This is a genomic window from Streptomyces coelicoflavus (genome assembly GCF_003112555.1).
Taxonomy (GTDB): Bacteria; Actinomycetota; Actinomycetes; order Streptomycetales; family Streptomycetaceae; genus Streptomyces; species Streptomyces coelicoflavus.
Genome location: NZ_BEWB01000002.1, coordinates 388903 through 410860 on the forward strand (window position 1 = coordinate 388903; position 21958 = coordinate 410860).

General features: G+C 72.0%; 16 protein-coding genes. 15 read left to right on the plus strand and 1 reads right to left on the minus strand.

Annotated elements, in window-relative coordinates; genetic code table 11:
• The first annotated feature begins 187 nt into the window (after positions 1-187).
• From folC to Sco07f_RS02045, 11 genes are all read left to right on the plus strand, one after another.
• The gene (gene folC, locus Sco07f_RS01995) at positions 188-1711 is read left to right on the plus strand and encodes a bifunctional tetrahydrofolate synthase/dihydrofolate synthase (RefSeq protein WP_107417675.1); all 1524 of its coding nucleotides are present in this window, start codon (positions 188-190) and stop codon (positions 1709-1711) included.
• Between the two features lie 6 nt (positions 1712-1717).
• Entirely contained in the window at positions 1718-2074 is a 357-nt protein-coding gene (locus Sco07f_RS02000) for a DUF4233 domain-containing protein (RefSeq protein WP_054100498.1), read from the plus strand.
• A 157-nt stretch (positions 2075-2231) separates the two neighbouring features.
• A complete protein-coding gene (gene ndk, locus Sco07f_RS02005; RefSeq protein ID WP_007449819.1) occupies positions 2232-2645 on the plus strand; it encodes a nucleoside-diphosphate kinase in 414 nt (137 codons plus the stop codon).
• 389 nt (positions 2646-3034) lie between these two features.
• Positions 3035-4054: a rod shape-determining protein gene (locus Sco07f_RS02010; protein WP_007449816.1), complete on the plus strand. Its 1020-nt coding sequence runs from the start codon at positions 3035-3037 to the stop codon at positions 4052-4054.
• Positions 4055-4252: 198 nt separating this feature from the next.
• Complete coding sequence (gene mreC / locus Sco07f_RS02015; RefSeq protein WP_108986758.1) at positions 4253-5311, plus strand: rod shape-determining protein MreC; 1059 nt, start codon at positions 4253-4255, stop codon at positions 5309-5311.
• A 13-nt stretch (positions 5312-5324) separates the two neighbouring features.
• A complete protein-coding gene (gene mreD / locus Sco07f_RS02020; RefSeq protein WP_007449813.1) occupies positions 5325-5996 on the plus strand; it encodes a rod shape-determining protein MreD in 672 nt (223 codons plus the stop codon).
• A 109-nt stretch (positions 5997-6105) separates the two neighbouring features.
• Positions 6106-8415, plus strand: a complete 2310-nt coding sequence (gene mrdA / locus Sco07f_RS02025) for a penicillin-binding protein 2 (RefSeq protein ID WP_108986759.1) — start codon at positions 6106-6108, stop codon at positions 8413-8415.
• Entirely contained in the window at positions 8412-9608 is a 1197-nt protein-coding gene (rodA, locus tag Sco07f_RS02030) for a rod shape-determining protein RodA (RefSeq protein WP_087790958.1), read from the plus strand. The genes mrdA and rodA overlap by 4 nt, the downstream gene beginning before the upstream one ends.
• A 113-nt stretch (positions 9609-9721) precedes the next feature.
• The gene (locus Sco07f_RS02035) at positions 9722-11680 is read left to right on the plus strand and encodes a TIGR03960 family B12-binding radical SAM protein (RefSeq protein WP_007449809.1); all 1959 of its coding nucleotides are present in this window, start codon (positions 9722-9724) and stop codon (positions 11678-11680) included.
• Positions 11681-11804: 124 nt separating this feature from the next.
• The gene (locus tag Sco07f_RS02040) at positions 11805-12545 is read left to right on the plus strand and encodes a S1 RNA-binding domain-containing protein (RefSeq protein WP_387918102.1); all 741 of its coding nucleotides are present in this window, start codon (positions 11805-11807) and stop codon (positions 12543-12545) included.
• Between the two features lie 40 nt (positions 12546-12585).
• Positions 12586-13356, plus strand: coding sequence for an SAM-dependent methyltransferase (locus Sco07f_RS02045; protein WP_087790963.1), 771 nt, complete (start codon positions 12586-12588; stop codon positions 13354-13356).
• 218 nt (positions 13357-13574) lie between these two features.
• Here the strand turns inward: Sco07f_RS02045 and Sco07f_RS02050 are convergent, their stop codons facing one another.
• Positions 13575-14717 (minus strand): FAD-dependent monooxygenase, encoded by a 1143-nt coding sequence (locus Sco07f_RS02050; RefSeq protein ID WP_087790964.1) that lies wholly within the window; start codon positions 14715-14717, stop codon positions 13575-13577.
• 170 nt (positions 14718-14887) lie between these two features.
• Between Sco07f_RS02050 and Sco07f_RS02055 the strand changes: the two genes are divergently transcribed.
• The 4 genes from Sco07f_RS02055 (at position 14888) to Sco07f_RS02070 (ending at position 21808) form a co-directional block, all read left to right on the plus strand.
• Positions 14888-15223: an ArsR/SmtB family transcription factor gene (locus tag Sco07f_RS02055; protein WP_087790965.1), complete on the plus strand. Its 336-nt coding sequence runs from the start codon at positions 14888-14890 to the stop codon at positions 15221-15223.
• A 243-nt stretch (positions 15224-15466) separates the two neighbouring features.
• Positions 15467-16243: a TIGR03936 family radical SAM-associated protein gene (locus tag Sco07f_RS02060; protein ID WP_007449804.1), complete on the plus strand. Its 777-nt coding sequence runs from the start codon at positions 15467-15469 to the stop codon at positions 16241-16243.
• Between the two features lie 274 nt (positions 16244-16517).
• A complete protein-coding gene (locus Sco07f_RS02065; protein WP_108986761.1) occupies positions 16518-20582 on the plus strand; it encodes an Rne/Rng family ribonuclease in 4065 nt (1354 codons plus the stop codon).
• A gap of 164 nt (positions 20583-20746) precedes the next feature.
• Complete coding sequence (locus Sco07f_RS02070; RefSeq protein WP_007449532.1) at positions 20747-21808, plus strand: iron-containing alcohol dehydrogenase family protein; 1062 nt, start codon at positions 20747-20749, stop codon at positions 21806-21808.
• Positions 21809-21958: the final 150 nt, after the last annotated feature.

The window sequence follows — 21958 nt, forward strand, 5'->3', positions numbered from 1 at the left end:
CAGGGGCGCGGGGAACTGCGCGACCGGCCACAACGGCGCCGCACTCGCCGCGAGACCTCAACCACCCCATTCCGTCGGCGCCCCGGGAGGCAGTCGCGCAGCCCGGCGCTGACGGGGTGCCGCCGCGCCCACCCGTGCCGCCCCAGCGGCACGACTGCCCGCAGCGGCGGGTACGTAGACTGTCCCCGTGAGCGACAACCCCGGCCAGAACGACCAGCCCGACCCCTCCGACCCCCTCGACTCCTTCGACGAGATCATCGACGCGGAGACCACCCGCGACCCCGACCTCGCCGTCATCGAGGCCGGCAGCCGCACCCTCCGCACCCAGGGCGGGCCCCCGGAGGCCGACGTCCCCGGGCGCCCCGAGGACCCCGAGGTGGACGCGGCCCTGCGCGCCGTCGAGACGGAGCTGGCGACCCGCTGGGGCGAGACCAAGCTGGAGCCGTCCGTCACCCGGATCGCCGCGCTGATGGACGTACTGGGCGAGCCGCAGCGCTCGTACCCCTCCATCCACATCACCGGGACCAACGGCAAGACCTCCACCGCCCGCATGATCGAGGCCCTGCTCGGCGCCTTCGAGCTGCGCACCGGGCGGTACACCTCGCCGCACGTGCAGTCGATCACCGAGCGGATCAGCCTGGACGGGGCGCCGATCTCCGCCGAGCGGTTCGTCGAGACGTACGAGGACGTCAAGCCGTACGTCGAGATGGTCGACGCGCAGCAGGAGTACCGGCTGTCGTTCTTCGAGGTGCTGACCGGCATGGCGTACGCGGCCTTCGCCGACGCGCCCGTGGACGTGGCCGTCGTCGAGGTCGGGATGGGCGGCTCCTGGGACGCCACCAACGTCATCGACGGGGACGTCGCCGTCGTCACCCCCATCGACCTGGACCACACCGACCGGCTCGGCGGGACGCCCGGCGAGATCGCGGTCGAGAAGTCCGGCATCGTCAAGCAGGACGCCACCGTGATCCTGGCCCAGCAGCCGGTGGACGCGGCGCAGGTGATGCTGAAGAAGGCCGTGGACGTCAATGCCACCGTGGCCCGCGAGGGCCTGGAGTTCGGCGTCGTCGCCCGCGAGGTCGCCGTCGGCGGGCAGCTGGTGACGCTGCGCGGGCTCGGCGGCGAGTACACCGAGGTCTACCTGCCGCTGCACGGCGCCCACCAGGCGCACAACGCGGCCGTCGCGCTGGCCGCCGTCGAGGCGTTCTTCGGCGTCGGGGCGCAGCGTCCCGACCCGCTGGACGTCGACACCGTGCGCAAGGCCTTCGCCTCCGTCGCCTCCCCGGGGCGGATGGAGGTCGTGCGGCGTTCGCCGACCGTGGTGCTGGACGCCGCGCACAACCCGGCGGGGGCCCGGGTCACCGCCGAGGCGGTGGGGGAGGCCTTCCAGTTCAGCCGGCTCATCGGTGTGGTCGGCACCAGCGGCGACAAGAACGTGCGGGGGCTGCTCGAGGCATTCGAGCCGGTCTTCGCCGAGGTCGTCGTCACCCAGAACTCCAGCCACCGCGCGATGGACGCCGACGAGCTGGCCGCGGTCGCCGTCGAGGTCTTCGGCGAGGACCGCGTCCAGGTCGAGCCGCGGCTGCCGGACGCCCTGGAGGCCGCGATCACGCTGGCCGAGGAGGAGGGCGAGTTCGCGGGCGGCGGTGTGCTCGTCACCGGTTCCGTCATCACCGTCGGCGAGGCCCGACTGCTCCTGAGGAGGGGCTGAGTAACCGTGCGTACGCTCTGTGCTTCGACGCTGATCGGCGAGTTCTTCGTGATCGGCTTCGCCGGACTGGTCGCCATGAAGGACCCGGACCTGTCCACGGCGACGGTGTGGACGGTCAGCGGCATCGCGATGCTCCTCAGCGTGCTGCTGTGCGGGGTCATCACCCGGCCCGGCGGCGTCGCCCTCGGCTGGGCGCTCCAGGTCGCCCTGATCGCCGCCGGTTTCGTCGTGCCGACCATGTTCTTCCTGGGCGCGATCTTCGCCGCCCTGTGGTGGGCGTCCGTGCACTACGGGCGGAAGATCGACGAGGCGAAGGCGAGGTTCGCCGCCCAGGCCGAGGCCTCCGCGCCCGACCCCGCCTGAAGGCGCCGGACGGCGACCGCGGCGACCGGGGCGACCGCGGCGACCGGGGCCGGCCGGACGCGGTAGGCCTGACGCTGCGTGACCGGGGCCGCGACACGCCCGGTAACCTCAGTCATCACCCGCACGACACATCTCGAACATCTCCAAGGGAGCCCTCGTGACCCAGCGCAGCCTCGTCCTCCTCAAGCCCGACGCCGTCCGTCGTGGCCTGACCGGCGAGATCATCAGCCGTATCGAGCGCAAGGCCGGCTGGCAGATCACCGCGCTGGAACTGCGCACCCTGGACGCCGAGACGCTGGAGCAGCACTACGGCGAGCACAAGGGCAAGCCGTTCTACGAGCCGCTGGTCGAGTTCATGGCGTCCGGGCCGGTCGTGGCGATGGTCGTCGAGGGCGAGCGGGTCATCGAGGGCGTGCGCGCGCTGGCCGGCCCGACCGACCCGATCGCCGCGGCCCCCGGCTCCATCCGGGGCGACTTCGGTGTGATCGTCCGCGAGAACCTGATCCACGCCTCCGACTCCGAGGAGTCCGCCGAGCGCGAGCTGAAGATCTTCTTCCCGGGCCGGGTCTGATCCGTCTGGTCCGATCCGTCTGGTCCGATCCATCTGGTCCGGTCCATCTGTTCCGATCCGTCTGTTCCGATCCGTCTTCGGGACACGCCGGAGAGGCTTTTTTTCTGACACCGCGTCAGTCGAATGGACCGGGCGGAGCCGGGGCGGTCGCGTAAAAGCGACCGCCCTGTGGCATATGCGCGCCTGTTCGGGGGAACGGATCCCACCGTTGGCCCGTCTCCACAAGCGAGGCGGTGCGCCATCTGCTGACAATGGCGAAGACCCTCGCGCAGTGTTCGCGAAAGCGCGTCTACGATGGAAGCCTCCACGCGTCACTGCACCCACTTCGCCTACCTGAAAAGCCCTCAAAAGCTCCTGGGAAGGCCAGTCGAATCCTGATGGGGAACTCAATGTCGTTCATCGGCCGTGACATGGCTGTCGACCTCGGGACCGCCAACACGCTGGTGTACGTCAGGGGTCGCGGGATCGTACTCAACGAGCCGTCCGTCGTCGCGATCAACACCAACACCGGTGGCATCCTCGCGGTCGGCGCCGAAGCGAAGAAGATGATCGGGCGCACGCCCGGCAACATCGTTGCCGTGCGCCCGCTGAAGGACGGCGTCATCGCCGACTTCGAGATCACCGAGCGGATGCTCCGCTACTTCATCCTGAAGATCCACAAGCGGCGGTATCTGGCTCGGCCGCGGGTCGTCGTCTGTGTGCCCTCGGGCATCACCGGCGTCGAGCGCCGCGCCGTCATCGAGGCGTCGTCCCAGGCCGGCGCCCGACAGGTGCACATCATCGAGGAGCCCATGGCCGCGGCCATCGGCTCCGGCCTGCCGGTCCACGAGGCCACGGGCAACATGGTGGTGGACATCGGCGGCGGCACCACGGAGGTCGCGGTCATCTCGCTCGGCGGCATCGTCACGGCCCAGTCCATCCGCGTCGCGGGTGACGAGCTGGACAACGCGATCATCCAGCACGTGAAGAAGGAGTACAGCCTTCTGCTGGGCGAGCGCACGGCCGAACAGATCAAGATCACGATCGGTTCTGCGTACGACCTCGACTCCGACGAGCACACCGAAATCCGCGGCCGGGACCTCGTCTCCGGGCTGCCCAAGACCGTCGTCATCTCCGCCGCCGAAGTGCGCAAGGCGATCGAGGAGCCGGTCAACGCCATCGTCGACGCCGTCAAGACCACCCTCGACAAGTGTCCGCCGGAGCTGTCCGGCGACATCATGGACCGGGGCATCGTCCTGACCGGCGGCGGGGCGCTGCTGCGCGGGCTCGACGAACGGCTGCGCCGGGAGACCGGAATGCCGATCCACATCGCCGAGGACCCGCTCGACAGCGTCGCGCTCGGCAGCGGCAAGTGCGTCGAGGAGTTCGAGGCACTCCAGCAGGTGCTGGACGCCTCGCCGCGCAGATGACGTAACACTTCGGTTCCGCCGTACGAGACGATCTCCTCTCGTGCGGCGGATCGTTGATATAGAGGGTTGCGGTAGCGGATGCGGTGAAGTGCCCGATGCGCCGCACACGCCCGAAGCACCGCATCCCCGAATTCCTGAACATCGCCACGTACATTCCGAGATTCCCGAATTTCGACGAGGAAGGCACGGCCGCCGCACGTGAGGGACACGAAAGAGAGCCGGCTGCTCCTGGTGCTGCTGATCGCCATCGCGTTCGCACTGATCACGGTGGACATCCGCGGCGGGGAGGACTCACCGGTCGACGGTGCCCGGCAGGCCGCGGCCACCGTCTTCGGCCCGATCGAGAACGGGGTGTCGTCCGCGGTCGATCCGGTCGGCAACGCCGTCTCCGCGATCCGCGACTCCGGCGACCGGCACGACCGGCTGGCGCAGCTGGCGACGGAGAACGCGGCGCTGAAGGCGAAGCTCGGCAGCGACGAGCGCGGCCGCAGCCGGCTCAAGCAGTTCGACAAGATGCTCGGACTCGCCGGAGCCGGCCAGTACGGCATCAAGGGCGCCCAGGTGATCGCCATAGGAGCGGCCCAGGGCTTCTCCTGGACCGTCACCATCGACGTCGGCGCGAACGACGGCATCGAGCGCGACATGACCGTCCTCAACGGCGACGGCCTCGTCGGCCGCGTCACCACCGTCGGCCCGAACACCGCCACCGTGCTGCTCGCCAACGATCCCGACTTCACCGTCGGCACCCGGATGGAGTCCGGCGACGAACTCGGCTTCGCCTCCGGCCAGGGCAGCCGCCCGCTGCGCGTCGAACTCCTCAACGGCAAGGCCGACGTCAAGAAGGGCGACCGCCTCGTCACCTTCGGCTCGCAGGCCGACAAGCCCTTCGTGCCGGGCGTGCCCGTCGGCACCATCACCCGCGTCGACCCCAACGGCGGCGACCTGACCCGCATCCTCGACGTCACGCCGTTCGTCAGCTTCACCAAGCTCGACATCGTCGGCGTCGTCGTCCAGGCCCCGGCGAAGGACCCGCGCGACACGGTGCTCCCGGAGAAGAAGCAGCCCGAGCCCACGCCGACCGTGACGGTGACCGTGACCCCCGGGGCCGACCCCGAGGGCCAGGCCCAGGACGGCGGCACCGGTCAGAACGACACCGGCCAGAGCGACACCGGCGGTCAGAACGACGCCACCGGTCAGAGCGACACCGGCGGTCAGAACGACCAGACCGACCAGCAGAACGAGCAGACCGAGCCGTAGGAGCCTTCACCCCATGCGCGTCAACCGGATCCTGCTGTCCGTCGCCCTGGTCGTCGTCGCCCTGGTGATCCAGGTGAGCGTCCTCGCCCGCCTCCACCTGCCCGGCGCCGTCCCCGACCTGCTGCTGCTCACCGTCCTCGGCCTCGCCCTGGTCTACGGCCACGTCGGCGGCGCCCTCGTCGGCTTCGGCGCCGGACTCCTCGCCGACCTCGCCCCGCCCGCCGACCACGCCGCCGGCCGCTACGCCCTCGTGCTCTGCGTCATCGGCTACCTCGCCGGCCTCGCCAAACCGGACAACGGACGGCTCCGCTCGGCCACCGGCCCCATGGTCGTCGTGGTCGCCGCCGCCGTCGGCACCACCCTGCTCTACGCCGGCGTCGGCGCCCTCGTCGGCGACACCGCCGCCCGCCATGTCGGCCTGCCCAGCCTGCTGTTCACGGCCGCCCTCTACGACCTGCTGCTCGCGCCCTTCGTCGTCCCCGGCATCATGGCGCTCGCCCGCCGCGCCGACAACGACCCGCTGGCCGACACCAACTCCGCCGCCCAGAGCCCCGACATCTCCTCCGGCTGGCTCTCCGGCGGCACCGGCCTGCGCATCGGCAGACAGCGCAACGCCCTGCGGGTGAAGACGGCCCGCGCCCGCGTGGCCCGCGCCGGACGCATCAAGGGGGTCAAGCGCCTGTGAGGACGCGGCAGCACACCAGGAGCACACACCTCACGAGGGGGAGGCAGTAGAGCAGTGACCCACTCCCACCCGTCGCCCACCACCACCCTCAAGCGGACGGGCCGCGCCCATGACTAACATTCCGGAGACCGGCCGCAGCACCCGCGTCCAGACCCGGCTCGTCGTCATCCAGGTCCTCGTCCTCTCCCTCCTCGCCACCCTCGGCGGCCGGCTCTGGTACCTCCAGATCCGCCAGGGCGACGAGTACGCCGCGGAGGCCTCCGGAAACCACGTCCAGCAGGTCGTCCAGCCCGCCACCCGCGGCTCGATCCTGGACGCCCGCGGCGTCGCCCTCGCCGACAACGAGACCCGGCTGGTCGTCTCCGCCTCCCGCACCGACCTGCTGAAGATGAAGGACGACGGCAAGGCCGTCCTCACCAAGCTCGCCGGCGTCCTCGGCATGAAGCCCCAGGACGTCATCGACAAGGTCCGCCTCTGCGACGCCGAGACCCCCCAGCCCTGCTGGAACGGCTCGCCCTACCAGCCGATCCCCGTCACCGACGAGGCCACCGTCAAGCAGGCCCTGCAGATCCGCGAGCGCGCCGAGGACTTCCCCGGCATCACCGCCGAACCCATGGCCGTACGCCGCTACGCCGCCCCCGGCAAGTCCAACACCGCCCAGGTCCTCGGCTACCTCTCACCGGTCACCGACGAGGAGCTGAAGAAGGCCGAGGACACCGACTCGCCCTACCTGCGCTCCGACCAGGTCGGCCGCTCCGGCCTGGAGCGCCAGTACGACAGGGCACTGCGCGGCAAGGCCGGCGTCACCCGCTACGAGGTCGACAACCTCGGCCGCGTCATCGGCGAGGCCGAGTCCGACCCCGGCACCCCCGGCGCCAACCTCGTCACCAGCATCGACGCCCGCGTCCAGCGCGTCGCCGAGTACGAGCTGAACGAGGCGATGAAGGCCGCCCGCAAGGAGATGGACCGCAACACCAACCGGCTCTACGAGGCCGACGCCGGCGCGGTCGTGGTGATGGAGGCCAAGACCGGCCGCGTCGTCGCCATGGCCTCCAACCCCGACTACGACCCCAACGCCTGGGTGGGCGGCATCTCCGCCAAGGACTACAAGGCGCTCACCGGCAAGGAGTCCAACTACCCGCTGCTCAACCGCGCCACCCAGGGCCAGGCGGCCCCCGGCTCCATCTTCAAGGTGGTCTCCTCGGCCGCCGCGGTCGAGGCCGGTTACGAGTTCGACGGCAGGTACGACTGCTCCAGCGCCTACAACGTCGGCGGCCAGGTCTTCAAGAACTTCGAGTCGGCCAGCTACGGCCCGATCAGCCTCGGCCGCGCCCTGGAACTCTCCTGCGACACCGTCTTCTACCGCCTGGCCCACCAGGAGTGGAAGAAGGACGGCGGGATGCACCCCAAGGACCCCAACGACTACTTCTACAAGGCCGCCCACCAGTTCGGCCTCGGCGCCAAGACCGGCATCGACCTCCCCAACGAGGTCTCCGGCCGCGTCCCCGACCGCCAGTGGAAGCAGGACTACTGGGAGGCCAACAAGGACGCCTGGTGCAAGTCCGGCAAGAAGGACGGCTCCTACGTAGAGAAGATCGCGTACGAGAACTGCCACAGCGGCAACAAGATGCGCGCCGGTGACTCCATCAACTACTCCATCGGCCAGGGCGACACCCTCGTCACCCCCATCCAGATGGCCACCATCTACGCGGCCATCTCCAACGGCGGCACCATGTACGACCCGAGCATCGGCAAGGCGATCGTCAGCCCCGACGGCAAGACCGTCCGCGAGATCGAACCCACCGCGCACGGCAAGCTGCCCATAAGCAAGACCACGCTGGCCAAGATGGACGAGGCCCTCGCCGGCGTCGCCAGCCGGGGCACCGCGGCCTGGCGGTTCGCCCAGGTCGGCTGGCCGCAGGACAAGATCCCGATGCACGCCAAGACCGGTACCGCCGAGGTCTACGGCAAGCAGACCACGTCCTGGTTCGCGACGTACACCAAGGACTACTCGATCGTCATGACGATCTCCCAGGGCGGCACCGGCTCCGGCGCCTCCGGCCCGGCCGTCCGCAACATCTACGACGCCCTGTACGGCGTCTCCGACGACGGCGACATCGACCCGAAGAAGGCGCTGCTGCCCAAGCCGCAGGCGAGCCTCCCGAAGATCAAGACGGACGGGACCATCCTCTCGCCGAAGATGCCCAAGGACGTCGTCAAGGAGCTCCAGCCCGACGAGAAGGCCTCCCCGGACGAGGAGTACGCCCCCGTCGAGGAGGGCGACCAGCCGGCGGCCACCCCCAACCAGAACGGGGAGAACCGCGACACCCGCCGCCACCGACGGCGAGGCGGCGCACGCGGCACCGGGCGCGGCACCCGGCCGGGCGCCGGGGGCAGAAGCCGGAGGGCACGCGCATGACCGGCAACAGCTTCCACATCTCCGGATACGGCCCCGACAAGGGCGGCTGGGCCCGCCTCTTCGCCCGGGACTCCATGGCCCGGCGGCTCGACTGGCCGATACTGACGGCCGCCGTGGCGCTCTCCCTGATGGGCTCGCTCCTCGTCTACTCGGCGACCCGCAACCGCACCGAACTCAACCAGGGCGACCAGTACTACTTCCTCACCCGGCACCTCCTGAACACCGGCATCGGCCTCGCCCTGATGGTCGCCACCGTCTGGCTCGGCCACCGCGCCCTGCGCACCGCCGTGCCGCTCCTGTACGGCTTCTCGGTGTTCCTGATCCTGCTGGTGCTCACCCCGCTCGGCTCGACCATCAACGGCGCCCACTCCTGGATCAAGCTCCCCGGCGGCTTCTCGTTGCAGCCCTCGGAGTTCGTGAAGATCACGATCATCCTGGGCATGGCGATGCTGCTGGCCGCCCGCGTCGACGCCGGGGACCGCCCGCACCCCGACCACCGGACCGTGCTCCAGGCCCTGGGCCTGGCCACCGTGCCGATGCTGATCGTGATGCTCATGCCCGACCTCGGGTCGGTCATGGTCATGGTCATCATCGTGCTCGGCGTCCTGCTCGCCTCCGGCGCCAGCAACCGCTGGATCTTCGGGCTGCTCGGCGCCGGCACGGCCGGGGCGCTCGCCGTGTGGCAGCTCGGCATCCTGGACGACTACCAGATCGCCCGCTTCGCCGCCTTCGCCAATCCCGCCCTCGACCCCGCGGGCGTCGGCTACAACACCAACCAGGCGCGCATCGCCATCGGCTCCGGCGGACTCACCGGCTCCGGCCTCTTCGAGGGCTCCCAGACCACCGGCCGCTTCGTCCCCGAGCAGCAGACCGACTTCGTCTTCACCGTCGCCGGCGAGGAACTGGGCTTCCTCGGCGCGGGCCTCATCATCGCCCTGCTCGGCGTCGTCCTCTGGCGCGCCTGCCGCATCGCCCGCGGCACCCCCGACCTGTACGGGACGGTCGTCGCCGCCGGTATCGTCGCCTGGTTCGCCTTCCAGACCTTCGAGAACGTCGGCATGACCCTCGGCATCATGCCGGTCACCGGCCTGCCCCTGCCGTTCGTCTCCTACGGCGGCTCCTCCATGTTCGCCGTGTGGATAGCGGTCGGCCTGCTCCAGTCGATCACCGTGCAGAGACCGATGTCGGCGTAGACCGGCACCGGGGCGTGAGCCGTACGGTGCCCGAGGGGCGAGCGGTAAGGGGGACCGGTCCGGCCGGGTTAGGCTGGATGGTCCCCCTTGTCAGCACACGAAGGTCCCGTGAGATGCCTGCCGAAGCCTCCCCGGCCGCCGAGTCCGTGTTCCCGCAGCTGGAAGCCCTGCTGCCGCATGTGCAGAAGCCGATCCAGTACGTCGGCGGAGAGCTGAACTCCACGGTCAAGGACTGGGAGTCCTGCGACGTCCGCTGGGCCCTGATGTACCCCGACGCCTACGAGGTCGGCCTGCCCAACCAGGGCGTCATGATCCTCTACGAGGTGCTCAACGAGCAGCAGGGCGTCCTCGCCGAGCGCACCTACAGCGTGTGGCCGGACCTCGAGGAGCTGATGCGGGAGCACTCCGTCCCGCAGTTCACCGTCGACAGCCACCGCCCGGTCGGCGCCTTCGACGTGTTCGGCCTCTCCTTCTCCACGGAGCTGGGCTACACCAACATGCTCACCGCCCTCGATCTGGCGGGCATCCCCCTGGAGGCGGCGGACCGCGGCATCGACGACCCGATCGTCCTGGCCGGTGGCCACGCGGCCTTCAACCCCGAGCCGATCGCGGACTTCATCGACTGCGCGGTCATCGGCGACGGCGAGCAGGCCGTCCTGGAGGTCACCGCGATCATCCGCGCCTGGAAGGCCGAGGGCCGCCCCGGCGGCCGCGAGGAACTCCTCCTGCGCCTGTCGAAGACCGGCGGCGTCTACGTCCCCGGCTTCTACGACGTCGAGTACCTCCCCGACGGCCGCATCGCCCGCGTCGTCCCCAACCGCTCCGGCGTCCCGTGGCGGGTCTCGAAGCACACCGTCATGGACCTCGACGAGTGGCCCTACCCCAAGCAGCCCCTCGTCCCGCTCGCCGAGACCGTCCACGAGCGCATGTCCGTGGAGATCTTCCGCGGCTGCACCCGCGGCTGCCGCTTCTGCCAGGCCGGCATGATCACCCGCCCGGTGCGCGAGCGCTCCATCACCGGCATCGGCGAGATGGTCGACAAGGGCCTCAAGGCGACCGGCTTCGAGGAGGTCGGCCTGCTCTCCCTCTCCTCCGCCGACCACACGGAGATCGCCGACGTCGCCAAGGGCCTCGCCGACCGGTACGAGGAGGACAAGATCGGTCTGTCCCTCCCCTCCACCCGCGTCGACGCCTTCAACATCGACCTGGCCAACGAGCTGACCCGCAACGGCCGCCGCTCCGGCCTCACCTTCGCCCCCGAGGGCGGCTCCGAGCGCATCCGCAAGGTCATCAACAAGATGGTCTCGGAGGACGACCTCATCCGTACCGTCGCGACGGCCTACGGCAACGGCTGGCGCCAGGTGAAGCTGTACTTCATGTGCGGCCTGCCCACCGAGACCGACGACGACGTCCTCCAGATCGCCGACATGGCCACCCGCGTCATTGCCAAGGGCCGCGAGGTCTCCGGCTCCGGCGACATCCGCTGCACCGTGTCGATCGGCGGCTTCGTCCCCAAGCCCCACACCCCCTTCCAGTGGGCGCCGCAGCTCTCCGCCGAGGAGACCGACGCCCGCCTCCAGAAGCTCCGCGACAAGATCCGCGGCGACAAGAAGTACGGCCGCTCCATCGGCTTCCGCTACCACGACGGCAAGCCCGGCATCGTCGAGGGCCTCCTCTCCCGCGGCGACCGCCGCCTCGGCGCCGTCATCCGCGCCGTCTACGACGACGGCGGCCGCTTCGACGGCTGGCGCGAGCACTTCTCCTACGACCGCTGGATGGCCTGCGCCGACAAGGCCCTGGAGCCCACCGGCGTCGACGTCGACTGGTACACCACCCGCGAGCGCGGCTACGAGGAGGTCCTGCCCTGGGACCACCTGGACTCCGGCCTCGACAAGGAATGGCTCTGGGAGGACTGGCAGGACGCCCTCGACGAGACCGAGGTCGACGACTGCCGCTGGACGCCGTGCTTCGACTGCGGCGTCTGCCCGGCGATGGACACCGAGATCCAGGTCGGTCCGACCGGCAAGAAGCTGCTGCCGCTGACGGTCAAGAACACCGCTCCGACCGGCTGATCCGGGGGCGTTCGGCGTCCGGCCGATGCGTGGGATCCTGGGCGGCATGGGGGATGCGTCGGCCGATCGGGCAATGAGGAGCTTTCTGGCACCGATCCAGGTCGGTGATGTCTGCAGTGGTGTGGTGGCGGCGACCACCCGGTCCGAGGTGACGGTGACCCTGGACGGGTTCGCCGCCCGTCCACTCGGAGTGGTGGGGCCGCTGGATGTCTCCTGGCAACGACGCACGGCCGATGCTGCTGCGGTCGGCCGGCGCGTCACCGCCGAGGTGCTCTCCGTGGACCTGGAGGAGGGCCGGGTGGGGCTGTCGATGGCGGCCACCGAGAACCCGGAACTCTGGGCGTTCCTCAAGCGGCTCCGTGCCGGCCGGCGCCTGGCCGGCACGGTGGCGGCGGTCGAGTCGTTCGGCGTGTTCGTGTCGCTGGACGAGGGCCCCGATCACCCGGTCTATCCAGGCGTCGGCTTCATCACGTACCCCGAGCTGTCCTGGCGCCGTCTCGAGGAGGTGTCGGAGGTCGTCGAGGTCGGGCAGCGGGTGTGCTGCGAGTTCTTGCAGTTCGACACGTGGAACGGTGAGGCCCGGCTGTCCTTGCGGGCCACTCGTCCGGACCCGTTTCTGCGGTTCGTCGAGGGCACCGCGGTGGGCCGGAGACTGACCGGGCCGGTGACCAAAATTCTGCCGTTCGGTGTCGTCGTACAGGTCGCAGAGGGCGTCGAGGGCTTGGTGCACCTGTCCGAGCTGAGCGCGGGACCCGTCGGGGCGCCGGAGGACGTGGTGCGGGTGGGCGAGGAGATCACCGTCGTCGTCACGGACGTCGACCACGAGCGACGCCGGCTGTCCCTCTCCCTGCGGGCCGCGACTTAATCGCTCGGCATGCCACCCGGGAGGAGCTAACGTCCGTCGCATGACAGCTTCTGATCTTCCCCCGCGTCTCGGCAGTCTGACCTTCCACGGGCCGCTCTCCGAAGACCGCGCCGGGCGCATGGTCGCGCGGCTCGCCGCCGCCTCGCCCGCGACCGTCCTCGACATAGGCTGCGGCTGGGGCGAACTGCTGCTCCGCGTTCTGGAGTCCGTCCCCGGGGCGACCGGCGTGGGTCTGGACATCAACGCCGAAGACCTGGCCAGGGGCAGGGACCTCGCGAAGGAGCGCGGACTCGCCGACCGGGTCGAGTTCGTGGAGGAGTCGGCCCTCGGCACGTCGCGCGGACCCGTGGACGCGGTGCTCTGCCTGGGATCCGGCCAGGCGCTGTGCGACCCGGAACAGCCGTACGACCCCGGTGCCGTGCTGCGCGAGCTGCGCCGTCTGGTCCGCCCGGGCGGCCGTGTCGTGCTCGGCGAGGGGTTCTGGGAGCGCTCGCCGTCGGAGGCGGAACTCGCGGCGATGTGGCCCGGAGCGCACGCCGGCGATCACCTCGAACTCGGACCGCTGGTCGACCTCGCCGTCGAGTCGGGCTTCCGCCCGGCCTGGATCGAGTCGGCGAGCGGTGAGGAGTGGCAGGAGTTCGAGTCCGGCTACCGCCACGACACGGAGCTCTGGCTCGCCGCCCACCCGGACCACCCCCTGGCCGCCGAGACCCGGGAACGGGTCGACGGCCAGCGGTCGTCCTGGGTCAACGGCTACCGCGACGTCCTCGGCATCGCGTACCTGACCCTCGTGCCGGTCACCGGGAGCTGACCGAGGGTGTCCGGCCGGGGCGGTCCGGATGCCGGCGCGGATCGTCGTGCTGGTGCTGATGCGGGTCGTGCCGGTGCGCATGGTGGGGGACGCACGGTCGTCGTGGGGCGGTCCCTGCGGGACACGGAGCCGGGCTCGTGGGACATGGCGGCGCCCGCCCGGCTGAGAGCTACCGGGGAGCTGCGCGCCGGCCGGTGACCGGTCGGCGCGGACCCGGTCTACCGGTTCGCGGCTTCGCGAGAGGTGATCCGGTTCGTGCGACCGGCCGCGCGGCCCACCGTGTTGCGCACCGCGAGGCCAGGCCGGGTGCGGGGCACCATGAGCCTGGAGAGCAGACCGACGCGTCGCTGCCGCGGGCCCACCTCACGGCGGAGCCGCGCCTCGTAGGCGGCGAAGGCGCGGGCGTGGTCACCGGGATGGGCGGCGAGCTCTTCGGCGAGAGCGTACGCGCCCGCCATCGCCATGCTGGACCCGTCGCCCAGCAGGGCCGTCGCCGCCGCCGCATCCCCGAGCAGTACGACCCGTCCGCGGGACCACGAGGGCACCCGGACGGTGGTCAGGGGGTCGAAGTACGGAGCCGGGTGGTCGAGGAAGGCCGCCACGAGTTCCGGTGCCCGCCACCGCACGTCGGCGTAGGCGTCGGCCACGGTCTGCTTGTGAAGGGCGACGTTCTTGCGGTCGTGGGGCGTCGGCTGTGCGGCCCGGAAGGTGAAGATCGCGAGCGGGGTGGTCCGCGAGGGGTGGAGGACCAGCATTCGGTTCGGCACGGTCAGCATCGTCATCTCGGTCGGGTCCTCGACGGCGTCGGGGGCCAGCGGGACGGTCGCGCCGTACAGGCCCAGGTCGCCCGCGAACTGCCGCTCGGGGCCGAATACCAGGCGCCGTACGGTGGAGTGCATCCCGTCGGCACCGACCACCAGGTCGAAGCGCCGTGGCGCGGACCGCCGGAAGGTGACGTCCACCCCGCCCTCGTCCTGGTCGAGAGCGGTGACCGTGTCGTCGAACAAGAACTCGGCCCCGGTCTGCGCCGACCGGTGGAGCACCTCGGACAGGTCGGCTCGGGTCACCTCGACCGTCGGCGCCTTGTCCGAGGTGAGCGGGAGCTGCAGGATTCGCCTGCCGTCGGGGTCGAGCAGGGTCAGCGACCGGTTGCGGGTGGCGAGCTCGCGGAGCTGCGGGAGGACGCCCATGCGGTCGGCGACCGGGATCGCGGGCCCCTTCACGACGATCGCGCTACCACCGGAGCGCAGCTGCCGGGCGTGTTCGACGACCGTCGGCCGGTAGCCATTCCGGGAGAGCCAGTACGCGAGTGCGGGCCCTGCGATTCCGGCACCGACTATCAGCACCTCGGGCTTCTTCATGACGATGACCTCTCGGAGTGTCGATGACCAGGTCCCCGGCGAGTGCCGGGGCCGGTCACAGGGCGCGGCGGCAAGGGGCGGCGCAACCGGACCCAGGTACGATCAATTTCGTACCTCAGGGAAGCACGGTCTTCAGGTACGATGCAAGTCGTACCTGAAGGAGGTGCCGCGTGGCCGGGAGGAACCTGGTCGGCCCGGAGGCCGATGCGCTCGATCTGGGTACGGTGTTCCGTGCCCTCGCCGACGAGAACCGTCGTTCGGTGATGACGGAGTTGGCCGCCGACCGCAGCGACGGCGAGCGGGGCTGCAACTCGTTCGATCTTCCGATCTCGAAGCAGACCCAGACCCACCACTTCCGCGTCCTGCGCGAGGCAGGTCTCATCGACGAGATCGACTACGGCAACCGCAAGGGCATCCGTCTGCGACGCGCGGACGTCGAGAAGAGATTCCCCGGGCTCCTCGCACTCCTGGGAGCAGGGCCCTCGGCCGGTACCTCTCCTCACTGAGCACCGGCGGGCGTCGCCGCGGCGGAGCCGCCAGGCGCTGCCGGTGGCCGGATTCGGGTCCGGCGGGCCCGTGCCGACGTGCGGCGGACGCTCTTCGGGGAGCCCGCCGAGCGGCAGCCGGCGGACCGGCGGGAACCATCCGCCGCCGAGGCACGTACTCTTGGTAGCAGTACGACCGCTCTCACGAAGGACTGAACGACACTGGGCAAGCGACAGCCCGTAGGCCCGCCGCCCGTTCCCGCGGTGCAGCGCATCCGACTGCGTTACACCAAGCGCGGCCGCCTCCGGTTCACCAGCCACCGTGACTTCCAGCGCGCCTTCGAGCGTGCGCTGCGCCGCGCCGAGGTGCCCATGGCGTACTCGGCGGGGTTCACCCCGCACCCGAAGGTGTCGTACGCCAATGCCGCACCCACCGGCACGGGCAGTGAGGCGGAGTACCTGGAGATCGCGCTGACCGAGGCGCGCGACCCGGAGCGGCTGCGGCTGCTCCTCGACGCGTCGCTGCCCGCCGGGCTCGACGTCGTCGACGCGGTCGAGGCCCGGACCTCCGGGCTCGCCGACCGGCTGACGGCCTCCGTGTGGGAGCTGCGGCTGGACGGTGTGGAGCCCGCCGAGGCCGAGAGGGCCGTCGCGGCCTTCGACGCGGCTCCGGTGGTGGAGGTGCAGCGCCGTACGAAGAACGGCGTCCGTACCTTCGACACCCGCTCCGCCGTCGCGCACCTGGAGAGCGTCACCACGCACGGTTCACCGGCTGATAGGCCGACCGACCGGCCCTGTGCGATACTGCGGCTGGTTGTTCGGCACGTGACGCCTGCCGTACGACCCGACGACGTCCTGTCCGGTCTTCGCGCCGTGGCCGACCTGGCGCCGCCGGTCCCCGCAGCGGTGACCAGGCTGGCGCAGGGGCTGTTCGATGAAGAGACCGGTGCGGTGACCGACCCGCTCGCGCCCGACCGCGAGGCAGAAGTGCCCGAGCCGCAACCGGCCGCCGCTTCCGCCGCCGCGAAGGCGCCGGCGTAAGGAAGGTTCCGCGTAGGGACGGACGTCGTAGCGCCGCCCTCGAACTCGGGAGCCACCTGGGTCGGGCAGCGCACCGACCACAAGACTTTCGCCAGGCCGTGCACGACAAGGGGTACGGAACCGGCGAGACAAGACACGGATGAGCTTCCGAGCGGCGCCCGCGCCCCGGACGGCGGCGACCGCGCACCGCGCGAGCCGCGGACGTCACCGGCGGTCGACATGTCGATGCCGGACCAGGCGCGGCGCCCGGGAGCCTGACGGGAGAAACCCCCGCATGCTCGAACCGACCGAACCCACCGAGTCGTCGACCACCTCGACGGACTCAGAGTCGAACACCCCCAGCGACACCCTGCCGCCGCGCCGCCGGCGCAGGGCCGCGTCCCGCCCGGCGGGTCCGCCGTCCGGTGGATCCGAGGCGCCCGCGGAGACGGTCGCGCCGGCCGAGCCGGCCCCCGCCGAGGCGACCGAGGCCCCCGCGCCGGCTCCGGAGGCCGCCGCCCCCGCCCGGCCGCGGCGTCGTGCGGTACGCCGTGCGTCCGCGCCCGCCGGGGCTCCCGCGCAGCCGGAGACGGCCGAGACCGTCGTGCCCGCGACCCCCGCCGCCGAGACGCCGACGCAGGCCGAGGAGCCTGCCGGGACCGCCGAAGCCGCCACCGACGACGCCGCGCCCAAGGGGCGTACCCGGCGTCGCGCCACGCGCAGCGTGACCTCGGCCACCGAGACTGCCGCCGCCGAGCCGGCCGCCGCCGTGGCCCCCGAGCCCGTCGCGGCCCCCGAGCCCGTCGAGGCGCCCGCCGCGGAGGAGACCGAGGCCGAGAGCGCCGCGCCGAAGGGCCGGACCCGGCGTCGTGCCACGCGGCGGGTGTCCGCCCCGGCCGAGGCGCCCGCCGAGGCCGCCGCCGAAGCGAGCGAGCCCGCGGCGGCCCCCGAGCCCGCGAAGGCCGTCAAGAGCACGAAGGCGGCGAAGACCACGCAGGCCGCGGAGCCCGCCGCCTCCGCCGCGCCGGCCGAGACCGCCGAGTCCGGCGACGAAGCCGCCCCGCGTCGTGCGCGCCGCCGGTCCACCCGTAAGGCCGCTTCCGGGTTCGCCGCCCCCGCGCAGACCGCCGGGGCGTCCGACGAGGCGGACGCGCCCAAGCGTCCGTCGCGTCCCGCGGTCGCCGTGTTCCAGGCGCCCGTGTTCGCCGAGCCCCAGTTCCAGACGCCCGAGCGGGCCGCGGCCGAGGCCGCCGCCGAGGCGGCCGGTGCCGAGCCGGTGAAGCCGGCCGAGGAGAGCGCCCAGGCCCCGGAGGAGCAGCCGGCCGGCTCGCGCCGCCGCCGCAAGCGCCGGGGTGCCGCCGCCGAGGAGGCCGCCGAGGAGCGGGCCACCGCCGCCGTCACGCGCAGCGAGCCCGAGGCCGAGCCCCAGGCCGCCGACGAGACCGAGACCGAGGCCGAGTCCGACGCGTCGGGCGACGACCACGACCACGACGACGCCGACGGCTACGAGGAGTCCGGCTCGCGCCGTCGCCGTCGCCGGGGCGGCCGTCGCCGTCGCCGGGGTGACGCCGCCGACGGCGACCTGACGGACGGCGAGGTCGAGCACACCGCCGCCGAGCAGGCCGATCGGGCCGATCAGGACGCTGCGGACACCGCCGAGCAGGCGGAGGAGGACGCCGAGGAGAGCGAGGAGACCTCCGGCGAGAGCGGCGGGTCCAGCAGCAGCCGGCGCCGTCGTCGCCGTCGCCGCCGGGCCGGGGACGGCTCCGGCGAGGGCGACTCCTCCGCCGACGACCCCGAGCGCACCGTCGTCAAGGTCCGCGAGCCGCGCCCCGCGCGGGAGAAGAGCGAGCCGTCCGACGAGGTGCAGTCCATCAAGGGCTCCACCCGTCTGGAGGCCAAGAAGCAGCGCCGCCGCGAGGGCCGCGAGCAGGGCCGCCGGCGTGTGCCGATCATCACCGAGGCCGAGTTCCTGGCCCGCCGCGAGGCCGTCGAGCGCGTCATGGTCGTGCGCCAGCACGGCGAGCGCACCCAGATCGGCGTCCTGGAGGACGGCGTGCTCGTCGAGCACTACGTCAACAAGGAGCAGGCCACCTCGTACGTCGGCAACGTCTACCTCGGCAAGGTGCAGAACGTGCTGCCGTCGATGGAGGCCGCCTTCATCGACATCGGCAAGGGCCGCAACGCCGTCCTGTACGCCGGTGAGGTCAACTTCGAGGCGCTGGGCATGGCGAACGGCCCGCGCCGCATCGAGTCCGCCCTCAAGTCCGGCCAGTCCGTCCTCGTGCAGGTCACCAAGGACCCGATCGGCCACAAGGGCGCCCGCCTGACCAGCCAGGTCTCGCTGCCCGGCCGCTACCTGGTCTACGTGCCCGAGGGCTCGATGACCGGCATCAGCCGCAAGCTGCCGGACACCGAGCGCTCCCGCCTGAAGACGATCCTGAAGAAGATCGTCCCCGAGGACGCGGGCGTCATCGTGCGCACCGCCGCCGAGGGCGCCAGCGAGGACGAGCTGCGCCGTGACGTCGAGCGGCTCCAGTCGCAGTGGGAGGACATCCAGAAGAAGGCCAAGGGCGGCAGCGCCGGCGCGCCCACGCTGCTGTACGGCGAGCCGGACATGACCGTCCGGGTCGTGCGCGACATCTTCAACGAGGACTTCTCCAAGGTCGTCGTCAGCGGCGACGACGCCTGGCAGACCATCCACGGCTACGTGTCCCACGTGGCGCCGGACCTCGCCGAGCGGCTGTCCAGGTGGACCAGCGAGGTCGACGTCTTCGCCACGTACCGGATCGACGAGCAGCTCGCCAAGGCGCTGGACCGCAAGGTCTGGCTGCCCAGCGGCGGTTCGCTGGTGATCGACCGGACCGAGGCGATGGTCGTCATCGACGTCAACACCGGCAAGTTCACCGGTCAGGGCGGCAACCTCGAGGAGACGGTCACCAGGAACAACCTGGAGGCGGCCGAGGAGATCGTGCGCCAGCTGCGGCTGCGCGACCTCGGCGGCATCATCGTCATCGACTTCATCGACATGGTGCTCGAGTCCAACCGGGACCTGGTGCTGCGGCGCCTGCTGGAGTGCCTGGGCCGGGACCGGACCAAGCACCAGGTCGCCGAGGTGACCTCGCTGGGCCTGGTCCAGATGACCCGCAAGCGGGTCGGCCAGGGTCTGCTGGAGTCGTTCTCGGAGACCTGCGTCCACTGCAACGGCCGCGGTGTCATCGTCCACCTCGACCAGCCGTCCGCGGCCGGTGGCGGCGGCGGTGGCAAGCGCCGCAAGCGGGCACGGGCCGGGGCCGACCAGCCGCACGAGCACGAGGCCGTCGCCGGGGTCGAGACCGGGCCGACGCCGGAGCAGGAGGCGGACACCGAGTCCGAGGCCGAGGTCGCCGCCGAGGTGGCCGAGCCGGTCGCCCTCCCGGCGCCCGACTTCAGCGCGGACGAGGAGCTGTACAGCAGCGCCGCCGAGGCCGAGGCCGCCGCCACGCGCGGTCGCGGCCGGCGCCGCGCGAGCCGTCGGGCGTCCGCCCCGGCGGGTGCGCCCAAGGCCGCCAAGGGCGAGACGGCGAAGGCCGGGACCGCCAAGGGCGAGACGGCCGGGCGTGAGACGGCGAAGGCCGAGGCCGTGCCCTCCGAGGGGCCGACGGCGCAGGACGTCACGGTGAAGGACGAGGTCGAGCGTCCCGTGCGGCGCGAGCCCGCCGCCGAGGTGCTGGCCGAGCCCGCCGCCGTCGAGGACGCCGTCTCCGGCGCCCCGGCCCCGGCTCCGGCCGAGTCCCCGGCGCCCGCGTCGGACGAGGCCGCGCCCAAGGGCCGTACCCGCCGCCGGGCCACCCGGAAGGTGTCCGCACCGGCCGGTTCGCCCGAGGGCGCCGAGGCCGCCGTACTGACGGTCCCGGAGACGGCCGGCACGGTGGCCCCGGTGGCCGAGCAGCCGGCCGAGCCCGAGCAGGCGCCGGAGGCCCCGGCCGCCGGCGAGGTGGCCGAGAGCGCGGCCCCGGCCCGTCCGCGGCGCCGCGCGGTGCGCAAGCCCACCACGTCCACCGCGTCCGAGGAGGCGGCCGTCACGGTCGTCCCGTCGGCCGCGGCGGACGCCCCGGAGGCGGAGGGCGCCGCGGAGGAGGCGGCCCCGGCCAAGAAGGCGGCGGCCCGCAAGACGGCCAAGAAGGCGACGGCGAAGAAGGCCGCCACCAAGAAGACCGCGGCCAAGAAGACGACGACCGCGAAGAAGGCCACCGCCAAGAAGGCGGCCAAGACGACGACCGCCAAGAAGGCCACGGCCAAGAAGACGGCGTCGAAGAAGACCGCGGCGGCCGCCCAGCAGGCACCGTCGTCGGTCACGGCCGCCACCGACGAGGGCTGATCCGGCACCCGCCCGGTCCGGCACCCGCCTGATCCGGTACGTGTCGCAAAACGTGTGGCCCCGTCCGTTCGGATTCCGTTCGGACGGGGCCGCACGTTTCCCCGGCCGCCCTCCGGCGCATCATCAACGACAGCCGGGTGTCCCCGGCGAGGAGAGGAGACCGCGTGCCGGTACTGACCAGGCTCATCCCCTCGCCGCTCGTCGTGGACGTCCGGCCGGGTGCCCTGGACGACCTGGCGAGCGTCCTCGCGGACCAGCGGATCTCGCAGTCCGGGATGCTGGCCGTGGCGATCAGCGACGGCTCGGGGGCCCGGCTGCGCAGGCGCCTCGAGCCGTCCCTGCCCGGCGCCGACTGGTTCGAGGTCGGCGGCGGCACCATCGACGACGCGGTGCGCCTCGCCGACGGCATGAAGTCGGGGCGCTACGACGCGGTCGTCGGCCTCGGCGGCGGCAAGGTCATCGACTGCGCCAAGTTCGCCGCGGCCCGCGTGGGCCTGCCCATGGTCGCGGTGGCCACCAACCTGTCCCACGACGGCATCTGCTCGCCGGTCTCGATCCTCGACAACGACGCGGGCCGCGGTTCGTACGGCGTGCCGACGCCCATCGCGCTCGTCGTCGACCTGGCGGTGATCCGCGAGGCGCCGATCCGGTTCGTGCGCTCCGGGATCGGCGACGCCGTCTCCAACGTCTCCGCGGTGGCCGACTGGGAGCTGGCCCACCGGGTGAACGGTGAGAAGGTCGACGGACTCGCCGCCGCCCTCGCCCGGCAGGCCGGTGAGGCCGTGCTCCGCCACCCCGGCGGCTGCGGCGACGACGGGTTCCTGACCGTGCTCACCGAGGGCCTGGTGCTGTCCGGCATCGCCATGACCATCGCCGGGCACACCCGCCCCTCGTCCGGCGCCTGCCACGAGATCAGCCACGCCCTCGACCTGCTGTACCCCGGGCGCGCGGCCAGCCACGGGGAGCAGGTGGGCATCGGCGCGGCCTTCGCGACGTATCTGCGCGGCGACCGGGAGGGCTCCCTGCTGATGGCGGACACCCTGCGCCGGCACGGGCTGCCCGTGGTGGCCCGGGAGATCGGGTTCGGCGACGAGGAGTTCGTGCGGGCCGTGCAGTTCGCGCCGCGGACCCGGCCCGGCCGGTACACGGTGCTGGAGCACCTCGACCTGTCGCCCGCGCGGGCGGGGGAGGCGTACGCCGAGTACGTCGCGGCGGTCTCCGGCTGAAGCGCGGGGCCCGGTTTGACCCCTGTCGTGCGGGCCCGTAATCTTGACCGTCGGCGTGTCGACTGACGCGTCACATCCCCGTAAACCTCTTTCCTTCCGGGTGTGCGCCCTCGCGGGCCCCGTTCGGGAGAGGCCGTCCGTGTGTCACCG

Excerpts from the sequence above, each read along its gene's own strand:
- rodA (WP_087790958.1), top strand. The coding sequence starts at position 8,412 with ATGACCGGCAACAGCTTCCACATCTCCGGATACGGCCCCGACAAGGGC.
- Sco07f_RS02065 (WP_108986761.1), top strand. The coding sequence starts at position 16,518 with ATGCTCGAACCGACCGAACCCACCGAGTCGTCGACCACCTCGACGGAC.
- mreD (WP_007449813.1), top strand. The coding sequence starts at position 5,325 with ATGCGCGTCAACCGGATCCTGCTGTCCGTCGCCCTGGTCGTCGTCGCC.
- Sco07f_RS02035 (WP_007449809.1), top strand. The coding sequence starts at position 9,722 with ATGCCTGCCGAAGCCTCCCCGGCCGCCGAGTCCGTGTTCCCGCAGCTG.
- Sco07f_RS02050 (WP_087790964.1), bottom strand. The coding sequence starts at position 14,717 with ATGAAGAAGCCCGAGGTGCTGATAGTCGGTGCCGGAATCGCAGGGCCC.
- mrdA (WP_108986759.1), top strand. The coding sequence starts at position 6,106 with ATGACTAACATTCCGGAGACCGGCCGCAGCACCCGCGTCCAGACCCGG.
- Sco07f_RS02045 (WP_087790963.1), top strand. The coding sequence starts at position 12,586 with ATGACAGCTTCTGATCTTCCCCCGCGTCTCGGCAGTCTGACCTTCCAC.
- Sco07f_RS02010 (WP_007449816.1), top strand. The coding sequence starts at position 3,035 with ATGTCGTTCATCGGCCGTGACATGGCTGTCGACCTCGGGACCGCCAAC.